The organism is Sphingomonas yunnanensis, assembly GCF_019898765.1.
Taxonomy (GTDB): domain Bacteria; phylum Pseudomonadota; class Alphaproteobacteria; order Sphingomonadales; family Sphingomonadaceae; genus Sphingomonas; species Sphingomonas yunnanensis.
The window spans coordinates 1-17,464 of sequence record NZ_JAIOKB010000009.1; the positions used below are offsets into that span (position 1 = coordinate 1).

Annotated in this window: 12 protein-coding genes and 1 pseudogene; 3 read left to right on the forward strand and 10 right to left on the reverse strand. The window is 65.3% G+C overall.

The annotated features are described in order from the left end of the window. Positions 1-127: 127 nt before the first annotated feature. Positions 128-967: pseudogene (locus tag K7957_RS18180) on the forward strand (IS110 family RNA-guided transposase); the annotation flags it as partial. A gap of 811 nt (positions 968-1,778) precedes the next feature. Beyond that, positions 1,779-3,734, forward strand: a complete 1,956-nt coding sequence (locus K7957_RS18185; protein ID WP_223013998.1) for an energy transducer TonB — start codon at positions 1,779-1,781, stop codon at positions 3,732-3,734. Positions 3,735-4,111: 377 nt separating this feature from the next. Here the strand turns inward: K7957_RS18185 and K7957_RS18190 are convergent, their stop codons facing one another. The 10 genes from K7957_RS18190 to K7957_RS18230 all read right to left on the reverse strand — a co-directional run bounded on the left by K7957_RS18190 (position 4,112) and on the right by K7957_RS18230 (position 11,757). Continuing rightward, on the reverse strand, positions 4,112-5,134 hold the full coding sequence (locus tag K7957_RS18190; protein ID WP_223014000.1) for an IS110 family RNA-guided transposase: 1,023 nt from the start codon (positions 5,132-5,134) through the stop codon (positions 4,112-4,114). Between the two features lie 221 nt (positions 5,135-5,355). Continuing rightward, complete coding sequence (locus K7957_RS18195; RefSeq protein ID WP_223014002.1) at positions 5,356-7,245, reverse strand: potassium transporter Kup; 1,890 nt, start codon at positions 7,243-7,245, stop codon at positions 5,356-5,358. Positions 7,246-7,406: 161 nt separating this feature from the next. Beyond that, on the reverse strand, positions 7,407-8,639 hold the full coding sequence (gene lysA, locus K7957_RS18200; protein WP_223014210.1) for a diaminopimelate decarboxylase: 1,233 nt from the start codon (positions 8,637-8,639) through the stop codon (positions 7,407-7,409). Between the two features lie 14 nt (positions 8,640-8,653). Further along, on the reverse strand, positions 8,654-8,917 hold the full coding sequence (locus K7957_RS18205) for a hypothetical protein (RefSeq protein WP_183926590.1): 264 nt from the start codon (positions 8,915-8,917) through the stop codon (positions 8,654-8,656). Then, entirely contained in the window at positions 8,914-9,432 is a 519-nt protein-coding gene (locus tag K7957_RS18210; RefSeq protein ID WP_246617266.1) for a methyltransferase domain-containing protein, read from the reverse strand. The genes K7957_RS18205 and K7957_RS18210 overlap by 4 nt, the downstream gene beginning before the upstream one ends. 11 nt (positions 9,433-9,443) lie before the next feature. Then, positions 9,444-9,707, reverse strand: a complete 264-nt coding sequence (locus K7957_RS18215; protein ID WP_223014004.1) for a hypothetical protein — start codon at positions 9,705-9,707, stop codon at positions 9,444-9,446. A gap of 146 nt (positions 9,708-9,853) precedes the next feature. Beyond that, entirely contained in the window at positions 9,854-10,588 is a 735-nt protein-coding gene (locus K7957_RS18220; RefSeq protein ID WP_246617278.1) for a magnesium and cobalt transport protein CorA, read from the reverse strand. A gap of 9 nt (positions 10,589-10,597) precedes the next feature. Then, complete coding sequence (locus K7957_RS20470; RefSeq protein ID WP_246617267.1) at positions 10,598-10,822, reverse strand: hypothetical protein; 225 nt, start codon at positions 10,820-10,822, stop codon at positions 10,598-10,600. A gap of 13 nt (positions 10,823-10,835) precedes the next feature. After that, entirely contained in the window at positions 10,836-11,228 is a 393-nt protein-coding gene (locus K7957_RS18225; RefSeq protein WP_223014007.1) for a hypothetical protein, read from the reverse strand. Then, positions 11,221-11,757, reverse strand: a complete 537-nt coding sequence (locus K7957_RS18230) for a hypothetical protein (RefSeq protein ID WP_223014009.1) — start codon at positions 11,755-11,757, stop codon at positions 11,221-11,223. The genes K7957_RS18225 and K7957_RS18230 overlap by 8 nt, the downstream gene beginning before the upstream one ends. 2,103 nt (positions 11,758-13,860) lie before the next feature. Between K7957_RS18230 and K7957_RS18235 the strand changes: the two genes are divergently transcribed. Beyond that, entirely contained in the window at positions 13,861-16,683 is a 2,823-nt protein-coding gene (locus K7957_RS18235) for a beta strand repeat-containing protein (RefSeq protein ID WP_223014011.1), read from the forward strand. Positions 16,684-17,464: the final 781 nt, after the last annotated feature.

Sequence of the window (17,464 nt, forward strand, 5' to 3'; positions counted from 1 at the left end):
CTTGGGAAAGAACGGCCGCAAGCGCTCAACCTGCTCGTCCGTCAGCCAAAAAAGGTCGCTCATCCTCGGTCTCCTCGCGGAACCTGAATCAGACCGCGGACCTCACATCAATGGGTCCTGACCCTAGGCGCGTGAGCGCGCGGAAGTTGGGCACGACACCAGGCTGATCCCGCCGGCGTACGTCAAGCCGTTCGTCAAGCGGCAGAAGAACGACATGGCCGACGCGGGGGCGATCTGCGAGGCAGCGCAGCGACCGACGATGCGGTTTGTTCAAGGTAAGAGCGCTGAAGCGCAGGCTTCGGCGGTCGTGTTCCGCACGCGTGGCCTGCTCGTGCGCCAGCGAACCCAGCTGATCAATGCCCTGCGCGGGCACCTCAACGAGTTCGGCTACATTGTCCGTCAGGGTGTCGGCCACGTCGGCAAGCTCGTCGAGATCGTCGCCGACCCGGCTTCCGATCTGCCGGCCATGGCGCGGCCAGTACTGGCCGTCATCGCGCAGGGCTTGCAGGCGCTACAGGGGCAGATCGCCCTTCTCGACCGTGAGATCGCTAGCCGGGCAAAGGCGGACGCGGTCGCGAAGCGACTGATGACGATCCCCGGTGTCGGGCCCGTGACAGCGACCGCGCTGCTGGCGCTGGCGCCGGCCGCAAGCACCTTCCGTCGCGGGCGCGACTTCGCCGCCTGGCTCGGTCTCGTTCCTCGACAACATTCGAGCGGCGGCAAGGAACGGCTTGGGCGCACGACCAGGATGGGCGAGCGCAGCTTGCGACGCCTGCTGATCCTGGGGGCAAGCTCGGCAACGAAGGTCGCGGCGCGCGAGCCCGACAAGGCCAGCGCGTGGTTGGCAGGCATGCTCGCGCGCAAGCCGCGCATGCTGGTCACCGTCGCGTTCGCGAACAAGATGGCACGGATCGTCTGGGCGCTGATGGCGCACGACGCCACCTACAGAGCTCCTGCCGCGGCGTAACCGCCAAGGCTTGAGGCGTCAGGGACGCAGGGAAGGTCAGCAGAGAGGAATGGCGCAACGGTCAGAAGACGGGGTCGGGAAAACCAGTGAAGTGACCAGGCGCCCTGAGCGCGCAGAACCGATCTGGACCCGATCCGCGATCTCCATTCAGGCCAGCAGCCGTGATGAAGGCTGCATCGACAGGCCGGACACACGGAAGCACCTGAACCCGCGCTAAGAATCTCTTCAACACCCTCTTGCATCCGAAGGGGCGTCCACACACGGTCATCCAGGGTCACCTGACGCCCTCCGACGATCTGCTAGATCAATCAGCTAGGGCTTCCCACAATCGGCAATCAGAAGGCCGACCCGCTCGGCATCCATGCCGCCACCTTTCGCAGCACAGACCCGGCCACTCTGGTCAGTCACGAGCCCGAACGGCAGTCCCACCGCCCGTGACATGGCATCGGCACGGTAACGACGCTCTTCACCTGCTGGCGGCGACCAGCGGTAGACCACGGGAACATCGCGCCACATCGCCCGGGCACGTGGTCCGTCTTCTATCATGAGCACACGCACCGCCCGCGGTTTTGCCGCCTGTGCGATCGCATCAAGCCGCGAGATCTCAGCGTGACAAGGAGCGCACCAGGGAGCGACGAGCAATAGCACGCTGCTCTCCGGGTAGCGGACAGGCTGTTCGGCCGCGTATGCCGGCCCGCCAAAGCATACCAGAATGGTGACGACTCCGCGTCCCAAGGCACGCCAGCGTGCGCTTCCTCCCTCGACAGCGCCGTCGTGCCGTGATGTCTCTGACGCAAACAAGGGAGGGGTCATGTCCATATCATTGCTCGCGCTGGCGTTGGCGGGTCAAGCGGCAGCGGCCGCGCAAGCGCCCGCAGCTGCGCCTCAGAGCGCACAAGCGCGCTTCGATGCAGCGAGCCAGGCTGTGGCGGAGGGCCAATGCGCCGAGGCCGTGAAGGTCTTCGCCACGATGACGAAGAGCCGCAATCCTCTACTCGCCGCCACGATCGACGTGCGCAACGGGCGCTGCTTGGTTGATCTCGGGCAGGTGGACGAGGGCAAAGTAGCGATCGCGCGCGGATTGCCTGTGCTTGCCGGCAAGGGTGTCGAGTTTTCCGGCGACGTCTACGAGGCGCACATGACGCTCGCACGCCTGGCCGAGCGCACCTTCGACTATGATGAGGCAGCGAAGGAATATCGCGCCGCGGCCGATCCGTTGAAAGGTGGGTCGCGAGTTCCGGCATTGCTGCGCCTGGCGTTGGTGACGATGTTCGATCACGACGGCCGAGCCTTGGCCGCGGCCGAGGAGGCGCGCACACTGGTGCTCGCCGAGCCGACGCTCAGCAAGAAGGACCTCGCGGCGGTGCAGACGGTGCACGCGCGCGTCCTGCTGAACGAGGGGCGTGCCAAGGAGGCGTATACCGAGCTGAAAAACAGCCTGAGCAAACAGGGTGGGCTGACCAGCCGTGTCGGCGCCGACGATATCTCGACACGCTCGGACCTGGCGATCGCGGCACTGAAGAACAACGATCGTGACAACGCGCGACTCTACCTCGCTTATACCGGCGCCGGGCGGATGCGAGACACGCCGTTCACCAGAGCAGCCTCGATGGATCCGCCGGCGTGCGGCGAAGGTGGGCTAGTCCCGGAGGACGAGGCGATCGTCGAGTTCTCGCTGGAGCGCGACGGGCACGTAGCCGGTGTCGCCCCGGTCTACACCAACGGCAATCGCGCGAAGGCACTGGCCTTCGCTCGCGCGGTAACGGACTGGTCGTGGCGAGCGGAGGACGTCGCGAAGATCCCCGCGCTGTTCCGCTACACCACTCGCGTCGAGTTGCGCTGCGTCAAGGCAGACGGTGCGCCTGGAGTGACACGGCCCCTCAAGGAAGCGTTCGAGGCATGGCTGGCCGAGAAAGGTGCGCCGACCCCGCCGTGGGCCGACCAACCCGCAGCGTTGGCGCTTGCCACGCAACGCGCCGCGCTCGCCGCGGCTAACACCAAGAACGATGCCGTAGCCCAGGCGCAGGCCGCGCTGGCTCTGAGCGACAATCCGGTGCTCGACGGACAGGAGCGACCAGCCCTTCATGCCACCGTGCGGACGGCTGTGGCATCGCTCTCGCCGCCGGTTGCGGTGCGCACCTATGTTGAGATGGCCGCGCCCGAGAAAGTCGACGAGGATAGCGAGGCCTGGAAGGCTCGGATGCGCGACCTTCTGGCCCGGCCCGGTGTATCGGGCGATCCGCCGTCGGCAGCAACGCTGCGCTTGCTGATCGCTCAACCCGCATATCGCAAGGGGCCGCCTGCCGATGCGGCCGTCCTCGTAGCAGCAGTGAGCGGCGACCCGGCGCTACCGCCACGCCATCCATTGAAGATCGCCGCCTTGCTCGAGGAGGCCAACGTCCTTGCCGCCAAGGGCGATGTCGCTGGTGCGCGTGCCGTGTTCGATCGTACCGGGCTCACTGCCGAGCAATGTGCGACCGTAGGTCTGCAGCCCGCGGTACAGCGCATGAGTGGCAGCGCCAGCGACTTTCCTCAGGAGGCTCAGCGGCTTGGCTTTGAGGGCTGGGTACGCACCTCCTTCGACATCACTCCGGATGGACGTACGATCGCGCCGCGAGCCGTGATCGCCTACCCGCCCTTCATCTTCGACGAAGCCGCGAACGGCATCATACGCGACGCGCGTTTCAGCAGCACCTTTCGTCCGGAAGGCGCGCTCGCCTGCTCGGGGCAGCAGCAATCCGTCCTGTTCTTGCTCCCAGGCCGGTGATCACAACCTCAGCGATGGATCATGGGTGCGCTCGAGGTTACGCTGCTTGCCTCCCCTCTCCGGACCTGAGTGACTGATCTTGGGCGCTTTGGCTCCGGTTGCATGCGGAGACCCATGTGTGGACGGCCCTCCGTTGGCAAGTACGAGCATTCGCCTAGCGTTGCTGGTTGGTGCGGCCATGTGTCCGACCTGTTGGTGCGGCACGTAGCCGCTGGCCATAATGCCATTCGCGCGTCTCGGGTCCCGATCAATTGCACGCACTCGAGGTGCCTGGGTCATCGTGGGTTTTCCCGATCCGGCGGTTCAACCGGCTTGTCGCATTAGCTCCTGTTCGCCCTTTCCAACCTCGTCAGGCGCAGTTGCCCGCGTCGTGTTCCTTACGCGACCTGCGGCTCGCGGTAACGCTCGCCGCTGGCCATCATTGCCCAGATAGTGCGGGCGTTTCTGTTGGCGAGCGCAACAGCTGCGACCTTGGCCGTGCGACGTGCGAGCAACTCCATGAGCCATGGTCGCTTCGCTCCGTTCCGCTCGGCGTAGCGCACCACCGCCATCGCACCGACGATCAGCATCTGGCGCAGGTACTGATGCCCAGCCTTGGTGATCCCACCAAGCCGCTCCTTGCCGCCGCTCGAGTTCTGCCGCGGCACCAGCCCGATCCACGCTGCGAGGTCGCGGCCTGAGCGGAAGATCGTTGGTTCTGGTACGGTGGCGACTATTGCGCTGGCGAGCAGCGGACCGACACCGGGTATCTCCATCAGGCGGCGACCGAGTTCGGTCTCTCGCGCGCTCGCCAGAATGCGGCGGTCATTCTCGAGGATCTGCTCTTTCACCATACGCAATTGAGCGGCCAGCATCTCCAGACATGATCTGGCATCGGCCGGCACACGCTCGTCGGTAGGATCGGCGATCACGTCGAGGAGCTGCTCGATGCCGTTCCTGCCGATCGGCGCCGCGATGCCGAACTCAGCCAGGTGAGCGCGCATCGCGTTGGACAGCTGCGTGCGCTGACGGTTGAGGATCAGGCGGACACGGTGCAGCATCATGGCGCTCTGTTGCTCCGGCGACTTGATGCCGACGAAGCGCATCGTCGGCCGGGTCACTGCCTCGCAGATCGCCTCGGCATCGGCCGCGTCGTTCTTGCCCCGCTTGACGTAGGGCTTCACATACTGCGCCGGCATGAGCTTCACGTCGTGGCCGAGTGCCACCAGCTCGCGCGCCCAGTAGTGCGATGTCGCGCATGCTTCGATGCCGACCAGACACCGGGGCAGCTTGGCGAAGAACTTCAGCATCCGCCCTCGCGTCAGCCGCTGCCGGATCACCGCCGCACCCTCCGCATCGACGCCATGTACCTGGAACATGTTCTTTGCGAGATCGAGACCTATCGTCGTGACGCTGCCCATCGTGGTTCTCCTTCCGGCTCTCCGCAGGTCATCCTGCGGGAGGGTTGGAGAGCCGTCCACGTTATCAATTGCGGTCATTCGTGAGAAAAGATCGGCCCACCGAAACCGGACGTTCATTCATGCTCGTCGCGTCGGGCGGTTGTGCTGGCTCGAACGAGGTTGCGCTTCTTCTTGTGATCTGGGGAACCAGGCCGAGCCCAATGATAAGGCCGCCCCGACAACTAGATGCGCACCTCAGTCCCAACGACTACGAGCTGGTGCGACGGGATGCAGAAGGAGTCGCCCGTCGGCGCGGTGTTACGCTGCATGGATACGAAGATCTCTTCTCGCCAAGGCGCCATCCCAGCGATCCCGGCGTCGGCGATGATCGTCTCCTGTCCGATGTAGAAGCTAACCTCCTCGAGCTGATCAGCGTCAAAGAGCTCAGTTGCGGCCAAGCCGCCAGGAATGTTGATGTTCTCCATGAAGCCGAAGTTCAGGATGACGCGGTGCACGTTCGCGCAGATGAGGGAGATCTTGGCTCGTTCGTGGCCAGGCACGAATGGCGTCTCCGCTACCTGAACCGAGACAAGGACGACGCGCTCCTGGAGCGCCCTGTTGTGCCGGACGTGCTGCGTTAGTGCCAACGGTATGCCGCTGGTGGCAGCGCTCAGGAAAGCGCCGACGCCCTTCGTGCGGCAATCGACTGCCTGATCAAGGCGATGAACGAACGTGTCCTCGCCTTCGCGCTGGTGTGCACGCGACAACTCCACCAGCCGTACGCCGGAGCGCCAAGTCAGCATGAGGAAGGCGACCACGACCGCAATGACGAGCGGGAACCAGCCACCCTCCAGCAGCTTCACGCCGTTTGCGGCGAAGAACACCATATCCAGGGCGAAGAAAGCACCGTTGACGAGCACGACCAGCAGCGGATTGTAGCCCCATCGCAGCGCCACCAGGGCAGCCAAAAAGGTCGAGATCGCCATCAATCCCGACACGGCAATACCGTATGCGCCAGCCAGACCCTCCGACGAGCGGAAGATGAGCACCGCCGCGAGCGTCCCTGCGGCGAGCAGCCAGTTGGCAAGCGGCAGGTAGACCTGCCCTTCCTGGTCGGCCGCGGTATGACGGATGTCTAAGCGGGGCAGGAAGCCAAGCTGTATCGCCTGCTGCGTAAGCGAGAAGACCCCTGAGATGATCGCCTGGCTGGCGATCACGGTCGCGGCAGTGGCAAACACGATCAGCGGATAGTGCGCCCACCCAGGTGCCAGCTCGTAGAAGGGGCTGACGAGCGCGGCGGGGTTGGTCTCGATCAGCGCCGCCTGTCCCAGGTAGTTCAGCACCAGCGCGGGCAGTGCGATCGCGAACCAGGCGAGGCGGATCGGAAAACGTCCGAAATGCCCCATGTCGGCGTACATCGCCTGCCCTCCGGTAACGGCCAGGAAATCCGCTCCGAGCACTGCGAAGCTGACGGGGACGGGCGACCGTAGCAGGAAGCCAATCGCTTCCACCGGATTGAGCGCCTGCAGTGCTGCCGGATGACGGATCATTGCCGTGACGCCGAGCAGGGCGATCGCGAGAAACCAGACGAGCATGATTGGTCCGAAGATGCGACCGATGAACCCTGTGCCTCTTGCCTGCACGAGGAACAGACCGATGAGGATGACGATCGTGATGGGAAGGATCGCCGGGGCTAGCACCGGCGCATCCACCTGCAGTCCCTCCACCGCGCTCAGCACCGAGATGGCCGGTGTGATGACGCCGTCGCCGTATAGGAGCGCGGCGCCGACGAGGCCGAGCACAAGGAGAGCCGCCTGCCTCGTCCGCGGCTCGGCGTGCCGGGCGCCGAGCAGCGCGAGCATGGCGACAACGCCGCCTTCACCGTCGTTGTCAGCGCGAAGGATCAGGATGGCATATTTGATCGATACCACCACCACCAGCGACCAGATGATGAGCGAGGCAACGCCGATCGCTGCAACGCCTGGAGCGCCGCCCGCGGCGGTGACTGCGACCTTGAAGGCGTAGAGAGGGCTGGTTCCAATGTCACCGTAGACGACGCCGAGCGCCGTCAGCCCCGCAGCGATCCTCGTACGATGCTTGATGCCATGCTGATCCGGCCGATGAACGTCCATCGTTTCCCCTCATCCGCGGACCACCCGCCCTGGTTCACGCAACGCCGAGGAGCTTACTCCGGTCTCAACACAGATTAAGTGACGCACCGCGTCGCGGGGGCTTGTTCATGCCGGGCGCGCCTCTAAGCGCTGGACGACGCTTTCCGCGTGCTGACGCCGGATCAGGCTGCCCGCTCGGCGGGCATAGCGCGTTCTCCGACAACCTCGAAGGCTTCCCCGTCGACGAGCACCTGCGCACTTAGCGGGCGGCAGTTGTAGCTGGACGCCATCGAGGCGCCATAAGCACCGGTCGCATGGAAGACCGCGAGATCGCCGCGGGCAACCAGGTCGAACTCCTGGTTCATGCCAAAGGTGTCGCCGGTCTCGCAGACGGGTCCAGCGAGGTTGGCGACCATCGTCTCGCCGGATGGCTGGACGGCGGCAAAGCGGTGGTAGGCGCCGTACATCGCGGGCCGCGCCAGATCGTTCATGGCCGCGTCGACGATCACGAACGGTGCCGCGGTACCTGGCTTCACCCATATCACGCGCGTCATCAGCAAGCCGGCGAGCCCGGCGATGATCCTTCCGGGCTCGAAGGTCAGACCGACATTCCACTGCGCGGAGACGCGCGCGACCATGGCGGCATAGTCGGTCAGCGAAGGGCTATGATCCTCCTTGCGGTACGGGATGCCGAGCCCTCCACCCAGGTCGACGCGAGTGATGACATGGCCGCGTGCACGAAGCTCGAGGATGAGCTCGCCGACGCGGCGATACGCCGCCTCAAGTGGGGCAAGATCGCTCAGCTGACTGCCGATGTGCAATGCCAGCCCCTGCAGGTGCAAACCGTCTAGCCGGCTCAGCCGATCATAGATGTCGGCGGCATCGGCGATGCCCACGCCGAACTTGTTCTCGCGGCGACCGGTCGAGATCTTGGCGTGGGTGCCCGCGTCGACGTCGGGGTTGACGCGCAGCACCGCCGGCGCGCGCCGACCTCGAACGTACGCGAGGCGCGAGAGCACCCGCCCCTCCTCCTCCAGCTCGAGGTTGAACTGGCCGATGTTGGCATCGAGCGCATCGCTGAGCTCGCGGTCGGTCTTGCCGACCCCCGAGAAGACGATGCCGGCCGGCGCCATGCCGGCGCCGAGCGCACGGCGAAGCTCGCCACCCGAGACGATGTCGGCACCGAAGCCGCGCCCCGCGAGCAGGCGCAGCACCGCGCTGTTCGGATTAGCCTTTACCGCGAAGGCGAAGCGTGCCGCAGGCAGCGTCCGCAACGCGGTTCGAAACGCGTCTGCTGCGTGGCGCAGGGCGGCGGCCGAGTAGACATGCACCGGCGTGCCGACCGCCTCCGCGATCGCGGCGAGCGGTACGTCTTCGGCGTGGAGGGCACCTTGCTTGTACGCAAAGAAGCTCATCGTCGATCCGTCGCTCACAGGCCGAAACCGTCGCTGTTCTGCCCACGCCGACGCACGCGCGCGGCATGGACCGCGGTTGCGGTATGGTAGTGGCCGCGCCGCTCGGCGCGGAATACCTGCGCCACGCGCTTGCCGTGCACCATCAGCGGCAGCCCGAGCAGGGCGACGATGAAGAGCGGCACCATCAGCGGCGAGCGGTCCAGCATCAGGCAGGCGGCGCAGGCGCCGGCAAACAGGGCAAAGCCGGTGGCTTTCCAGGCGAGGTCGCGATGGGTCACCCGAGCATACCTTCGATCGTCAGGGCCGCTGGATCGCCGACGACGTGGTCACCCGCAGCTGCCAGCAGCTCGCTGAGACCGGCACGATGATCGTCGCGCGCGGTGCCGTGCCAAAGCACGATGTCGGCCGGGAAAACCGCCTCCTGAGCGAGCGCCTGCGCCATGTCGACCTGATCGAAGACTAGGCCGATCGCACCGTCACGCATCATGCCCGCGGCCGAGCGCGCACGCGCGATCATCGCCGGCGAGCCGTCGATGCCGCGCGCCTCGATGGCCGTGAAGCCAAGCGCCCGTGCCTCTCGCGCCGCCTCGATCAGCAGCGCACCATTGCCGCAGTCGGCGTCGACGATCCGAACGGAGCAACGGTGCCGCTGCCGCAGGTCCGCCAGCGCCGCGACGAGCGGCAGCCAGCGCGGATCAGAGTGCACCGTGCGCGAGCCCGGCACCGCGAAGTCGCGCGCTGCGCGGGGAGCGTTGGCCGTTGACAGGCTGGCCTTCTTCGTTGTCGCTGTCATGATAACCTCCTTCAGGCCGCGCGCACGAGCGCGCGCTCGCCGGCGGGGACCGGACCAAACGGGACGAGGGGCTTGAGCGGCGTGACCGCCATCTCGAGGCTGGCGTGATAGATCTCGCGCTCCGCGTAGGCGAAGCTCAGTGCGGCGCCGCGCGACGTGAAGCGTCCCTCGAGCTTGCGTGCGCCGTCCTGGACAAGCCAGTGACCCGCATGATCCTGACCGACGTAGATGACGGGGCCGCGTTCGTCAGGATCTGGGACGGGTTCAGACGACATGATCGCTGCTGATGCCTTCGATGAACGGGCATCGCGTGCCCGCCCGGCTGAGCTACGAGCCCTCTCATAGCCTTTCGAGATCGATACCCGGGATCGGCATAGTGGCGGCATAGTGCGTCAACGGCTCGTCGCATTTAGCCGCTGGTTCACAGCCAGCGAGCGCGTCTGAACCGCCAGTACAGTGCCGAGCAGACTGAGAGGATGACCGCCAGCGTGGCGGGATAGCCGTAGCGGCTGTGCAGCTCGGGCATATGCTCGAAGTTCATGCCGTAGATGCCCGCAATCGCCGTCGGCACCGCCAGGATCGCCGCCCAGGCGGCGAGCTGGCGCGCGATCGCGCCGGTGCGCTGCTGCTCGATCAGATTGCTGAACTCGAACACCGAGGTGAGCAGCTCGCGCAGCGCACTCGTCATCGCCTCGACGCGGCGGACGTGATCGAGGACATCGCGAAAATAGTGCCGCGCCTCGGCATCGACGCACGGCAGCTCGTTCTTGGCCAGCTTGCGCGCCACCTCTTCCATCGGCACCAGGATCCGGTCGAAGCGCATGAGGTCACGGCGCAGCGCGAAAATGCGCGCGATCTCGGCCCGATCAAGGAAGGTGTCGAGCATGCGCTGCTCCATCGCCGCCACCTCCTCCTCCAGCGCAGTCACCAGCGGCAGATAGCCGTCGACGATGAAATCAAGCACCGCATGGAGGACGTAATCGCCGCCCTTACCGAGCAGGTCGGGCGCGGCCTCGAGGTGCCCACGCAGCGGCCTGTGCGAGCGGGTCGAGCCCCGGCGCACGGTGATGATGTGACTGTGGCCAAGGAAGGCGGCAGTCTGGCCGTAGACGATGCGGCCGTCGCACAGATAGGCGGTGCGGCCTAACTTGAACAGCTGGTCGCCCTAGACGTCAGCCTTGGGCAGCTGACCGTCCTTGAGCGAGTCCTCGACTGCGAGCGGATGCAGGCCGTAGAGCCGCTGCAACGTCTCGATCTCTTCGGAACACGGGTCGCTGAGTCCGATCCAGACGAACTCGGAACGGTCGCTCGGACAGCTGACCTGTTCCTCGATCGCGATCTCGCGAACACGCCGGCCGTGGCGGTAGAGATACGCGGCGATGACCGGCACGAGCTAGAGCGCTTCAGCGGTGCCGGTGAGCGAGGCTCGCGGACTGCCGCACCTTCGCCGATCGTGCACGAGCAACCGCGATGACGTGACGGGCCTGCATCAGCGAAGCGGAGCGACGCGTGTCGTACGCCCGACTGGCAGGGGAGATCGGGCTCGTGAACCGCTCCTGCAGCGAGGTCGCTCGTTCCGGGCGAGCTTGCGGCAAGGGCTCGAGCAACTTTCGCCCGTGCACCAGCAGCAGGATACCGCCGGTCGCCAGTAGGAAGCTGACCAGTCCCAGAGCGAACTCTGCGGGATGCGCCGGTCCCATGGCAACCGTCTCGTACACGGCACGGTGGAGCAGAGACGTGCCGGTCGCGGCGCCAAGCAGCAGGGCGCCGGAAAAGCGAGCAGAAATCTTAAACACCTGCCACCGCCTCTGCTTCGACGATGCGCAGGCTAAGCCGGCCATCGATTCTAGGCACCGCGCCTGCAGACGATGCAATAGCGACCTGTGGCTGCCCAGCTCTCTCCGGCCGCGCGAAACGCCGCGCCGCTTCGGCCGAGGCGAAGCGACCGAGCAGCATCCCCGCGCTCTCGCGCACGGTCCAGCTGCCATCGGCATCACGTCCAACGACGAGAAGCGCGGGCTCCTTGATGTAGTCCACCGAGAGTTGCTCCATTGAAGAAGAGACGTTCACACGCGAGTGGTGTCGCCACCGAGCGCTCACCTCCACCTCGTCGAACAGGCGCCGACCGAGCGTAAGCAGCAGGCCGCCTGCGCTCGCCGCCACGAAGCCGAGAGCGGCGAGGACGAAGGAGGTCAGGCCTGCCTTCATCGGGGGCACATGCATGGATGCCAGCCGAGCGGTGGCCATGTACGCGAGCGCACACAGCGACAGACCGCCGGCGCGAAGCGCGAGGTCACCGGATCTCGATCGATGCCACCGAACCATGCCACCATCCTCGTTGAGGTGGCGATCGAACTATCGCGCGCGGCGTAGCAGTTCGAGATCGAAAGTTGGGATCTCCATAGCGGCGACGTAGTGGTGCGCCGAACGCCACCGATTGAAAAGTCAGGAGGGAACGGTGGTGACCTCTACGTTGGACCTCCGTGATATCTCCATCGTGACCCATTTTCGGTCGCTCATGCCGCCCTGCCGGGCTCCCAAGTTCGGACGCCCATTCATCACCGCGACCGACACGCGTACGCACCGTGAAGCCGCTGGTCCGGTCGGCTGTTGGCAGGGAAGCTGCCCGGCGCATTCTGGAAAGGAAGACGGCTTAGTTGCCGTTCAGCTGTGGCCGAGGATCGCTCCGGCGTTGGTCAACGGCGGCAAGCGACTGCAACGAAGCGGTAACTACCGATTATCCGGCGTTTGAGGCGGAGGAACAGGTGGCGGCGGGGGTGTGGCTTCGCGGCCAGATAGAGGATCGCAGCCTAGCGACGCGAAAGAGATCTGAACGATTGCGTACCCGCCGTTTCCAGTGCTACTCGAGGTAGAAAGGCGCAGATTTGCTAATATGTTACGGTAAGGTCTCATTGCGCCTGCTTTGCTTCTTGCCGTTTGTCGACAGGGCACCAGCTTCATCTCTTCAACAAGGCAACGCGACTCAACGTTCGCGTGATTTGGATCGATAACAACCTTGCTCAAAGACTCCAGACTACGCTCTTGATCCCACGTCAGCCAATCTCCTCCCACTCTGTCCTCGGGCCAGCCGATGACGTGCGTTCTCCCGAGGACCACCTCGGGCACTCTGTCGTATATAGAGTGGCTCTGACCTAGTATCGCGAAGGCAATTAGCATCGAGCCAGGCATGCGTTTACTCCGGTTATTCGTGACGAGGTCACTGGGTAGGCAGCCCTATCTGGGTCACTTGACCAGTTATGGTCGTCGCCGTGATTGGTTTGGCCTTCGCCATCGAACGGCATTGGTGAAGGTCGGAAATTTAGCGCTAAGGGTCGTCCGAGCGACGACGATTGACTAGCCAGCGCACGCTCAATCCAATCGGCGCTGCAACCAAGACCGTAGGAAGGCCCACTCCAAGCCAGAAGCAGGGGTGGCATTCCACATCGGGCATGCAATCGCCCAAGCTGGCAACCAGCGTAGCGAACATGAAGACGGGAATGCCGAAGAGCGCGGCGAGAGCGCAACCCCATCTACCCCGCGAGTGCCTCCACCCCTGTAGCGGCTGTCGCCCATCGTGGCAGTCTACACGATCCATCGATGTCCGCTAAGTGGGCGAGTGCCGCCCCTGCCCTGTCGTGTCGAGGACCCACAATCGGTCACTCAGACGCCCCTCACGGCCTCCCAACTCCGGACGCTGGTTCATGTCGCCGGTTGAGCCTTCGGGGCGTTGCGAGCAGCTGTTGAGCTGGCCTGATATGGCAGGAAACCGGTCCGACCGCTTTGGAGCGCCATGGAAGCGACCTTGCCGCTCGTTCAGTTCTGTGCGCGATGCAGCGTGTGCACTGAAGCGCGGAACTGTTAAATGGCTGCTTACGAGCGGTGCTTACGCCAACGGGAACGTCTCACTAACACCCTGATGTTCGTCTGCCACAAGCATCACTCCTCGGCCTAGCCCTTCAGGTCCCTGATGCGGTGCTCGATACTCCGATTTGGGTCGAGCGGTGGGAAACGGCTCGCATTGCTTCCGACCGAAACCAAAGCCGGCGAGCCACTCCATGCGCTTGGCGAGTTGATCAAACCCGTACGGGCAGTCCCCGGTCCAGCTCTCGGTAGAACGGCCGGCGGCAAGGCCAGGTCGTGCGGGCTCATATTCGACGTTGGTCGCACCGAGTCGAACAGCCTCGAGTAACGTAAATCAGCAAGCGAGCCGAGGGGTCTCCCACATGCTCCTCAGGCGCGCTTTCGCCCCGCCAGCGGTCGGGCCAGGCGAGATGTGCCAACTTCAGACCGCCTCGGCGACGATTCCTCTTGAAGTGAATTGCTTTGTCTTCTCAGCTTGTTCGACCCCCGAAGGAGGGGGAAGGGGGAACGACAAAGATGGCGATAACGCAACCGAGCGGCGCGATCCGGCGGCTCGAGTCTGGCCAAGTGACCGACGCGGTCCTGTCTCCGGACAGCAAGACGATCTACGTGACGGCCGGAAAGGATGTCCTGGCCTATTCGCTGACGACGGGCGCGCAGACGGGGCGCTGGACGATCGGCAGCAATCTGGGGGCGCTGGACGTGACCGCCGACGGCACTGCGCTGGTGGTGGTGGAACGCACGTCCGGCGCGGTCACCGGCGCTGGCACGAGCGCCTATACCGTCGATCAATCGGTCTACAAGCTCGACTTGGCGAGCGGCATCGCCACGACCTTTACCCGCGCCACGCCGGGTGGCTCGGCCTACCGTGACGTCGTCGCGCTGGCGGATGGCACGGTGCTGCTCTCGGAGGGCTATTACACCTATAGCGCGACGCTGACCGCACTCGATCCGCGCAACGGTACGTTCGCGAACGGCCCGGCGATCAGCTACGGCGAGACGCTCTCGACCAATGCTCGCCACGATCGCGTGCTCGTCAGCACGACGTCCGGCTACGGCTTCTATTCGCTGTACAACGCCACCTCCGGTGCGGTCGTGTCCGCGAGCAGCGACAGCTATCCGGGCATAGCGCAGGCGATCTCCGCGGACGGATCGAAGGTCGCCACGAGCAGCCTGCTGCGGCTGTTCGACTCCAGTCTCCACCAGACCGCCAACCTGCAGTCACGCTATCTCGCTCTCTCGGGCGCGACGGGCGTCGCCTTCAGCCCCGACGGGGGGACCTTCTACGCGGCCGATCCCGAGAGCCGTGCCGTGTTCGCCTTCGACAGCAACAGCGGTGACGTGAAGGGTGTCTACCCGATCGGCGCGACGGTGAAGGATATCTACAACGAGCGACTCGGTGGCACCCTCCTGGCCAGCGCCGATGGCCATTACCTGACCGTGCTCGGCAGCGGCTCGGTGCAGGTCATCGATCTCACCTCCGTGGTGTCGGTGGGCGGAACGACCGGGAGCGACACGATCGTCGGCGACGGCACGATGATGCGGCTGTTCGGTTTTGACGGCAACGACACGCTCTACAGCGGCGGGACGACCAACATCGCGCTCTTCGGCGGCGCCGGCGACGACACCTACTATCTCGATACCTATGCCTCGGTGAACGAATATGCGGGCGAGGGATTCGACACGGTCTATGCCAGCGTCGACGTCGGCGGCTATCTCGCCAATGTCGAGCGTATCGTCCTCACCGGCGGGACGGCCCGATACGCCAGCGGCGACGACTTCGCGCAGGAGATCATCGGCAACAACGCCGATAACGTGCTCGACGGGCGGGGCGGCAACGACGTGCTCGTCGGCAACGACGGCAACGACACGCTGATCGGCGGCGCCGGCGCGGATCGGATGAGCGGTGGCGCGGGCGACGACACCTATGACGTCGACGATGTCGACGATCGCGTGATCGAGACGGTCGGCCAGGGCACCGATCTCGTCTACGCCGCGGTCGACTATGTTCTGCCCGACAATGTCGAGAACCTGACGCTCAGTTTCTACTCGAACCCTTATACCAATCGCTATGCCACCCTCGGACGAGGGAACGCGCTCGACAACGTGCTGATCGGCAACAGCCGGGACAATACGCTCTACGGCGAGGGCGGCGACGACACGCTGACCGGCGGCGACGGGGTCGATCTGCTCTACGGCGGCGACGGTCACGACACCTATCGCGACACCGCCGCGGGTCTGAGCGGCGACACGATCGGGAGCCGGATCGAACGCGGCGACCGGATCGTCATCAGCGACGCGTGGATCGAGTCCTTCAGCTTCTCCGTCGACGGCGACCGACTCACCTACAGCGGCGGCAGCGTGACGCTCGCCGGGGGCCGCGACGGCAAGCTGGTGGCGCACGCCGCCGCGGATGGTGGGGTCGAACTGTCGATCGCCGCCGCACCGGCGCGGCACGACTTCGACGGTGACGGCCGATCGGACATCCTCTGGCGCAACGCCGACGGTACGCTATCGAACTGGCTGGGTCGAGCGAACGGCGGCTTCGCTGCCAACGATTCCGCCGCTCTCACGCGCGTAGGGGGTGATTGGCAGGTCGCCGCTTCCACCGACGTCAACGGCGACGGGCGGGTCGATCTCGTCTGGCGCAGCGACTCGGGTGGCTTCAGCACGTGGCTCGCCACCGCGTCCGGCGGCTTCGTCGCGAACGACGCCGCTGCCCTGACGAACGTCGCGCGCAGTTGGCAGATCGCCGGGGCCGGCGACTTCAACGGCGACGGCCGCGGCGACGTCCTGTGGCGCAACGCCGACGGTACGCTCTCGAATTGGCTGGGTCGAGCGGACGGCGGCTTCACGCCAAACGACGGCGCGGCGCTGAGCCGGGTCGATCCGCAGTGGCGCGTCATCGGCGTCGGGGACTTCAACGGCGATGGTCGCAGCGACATCCTGTGGCGCCACGCTGACGGAAGCCTGTCCGATTGGCTCGGTCGACCCGATGGTGGCTTCAGCGCCAACGACGCCGCTGCCCGCACCCAGGTGAGCAATGACTGGGCCGTCGTCGGGATCGGTGACGTCAACGGCGACGGCCGCGATGACCTGATCTGGCGGAACGCCGACGGCAGCCTGTCGGACTGGCTGGGGCGAACCGACGGCGGCTTCAAGGGCAACGATGCGGCGGCCTTCGTCGGGCGCGTCTCGACCAGCTGGTCGATCGTCGACACCGGCGATTACAACGGCGACGGACGCGATGACATCCTGTGGCGCAACCAGGACGGCGCGCTGAGCGATTGGCTGGGTCAGGCGGACGGTAGCTTCATGGCGAACGACGGCAACGCCTTCTCGACCGTCCCGATCAGCTGGCAGGTCCAGGGCGCGCTCCACATGGCGTGACGACGCCGGCCGCGCCACCTCGCTGGCGCGGCCGCTTCGGCGGCGGCGGGCGGCTGTGTCTCAGGCGGGCATGCGCAGGAACGACATAGCCATGTAGTACGTAACCATGGTGCTCCCATTGACACTGCCCACATTGAGCTGAGAAGTTCTCACTTAACAAAGAGGCCGATTAGAAGAGGCTTTTTGGTCTAGCTTACAGGCCTGAATGTGGGCGATCGCGCTCACAAGTCGAAGCTTGTCGCGGCGGCGTGCCATAAGACCGCGCCTGCTATAATCAGCAACGTCGTCGCGGTGATCGTGCCCCAGCGCGTGGCGTTGGCGAAACAGCTATTTCGCCATTTGCGTTTGTTGCGTGCGTCCACCACGGTCGCAGCCTGACAAGCTTAATCAACGTCCGCAATCGGCGTGATCGACGCAAGGCTACGACGGTCATTTTTGGGCGCTTGCAGCCCCCCTGCCGTCTCGTGCCGAGGACCCATTACCTGCGGTATGCCGGCCGCGGCGCAGATCACTAGCCCAAAAATGAGCATCGACCACGGCCGAGTATCGTTGAAGTCATCAACGATCCACAGCCAAACCGTCCGCCACACCTTTGTTCTCGCTCTCGTTCGATGAGGGTCGCCAGGGTGGACCGAAAAGTGATCGCCTGCAATTGGGCGCTTGCGGCCCCCTCCCCCTCTCGTACGGAGGACCCACAACCGGTCATCCAGATGCCCTTCCCCGCTTCCCAACTCCGGTCGCTCGTTCATCTCGCCGCTCGAGCCTTCCGAGCGCTCCACGT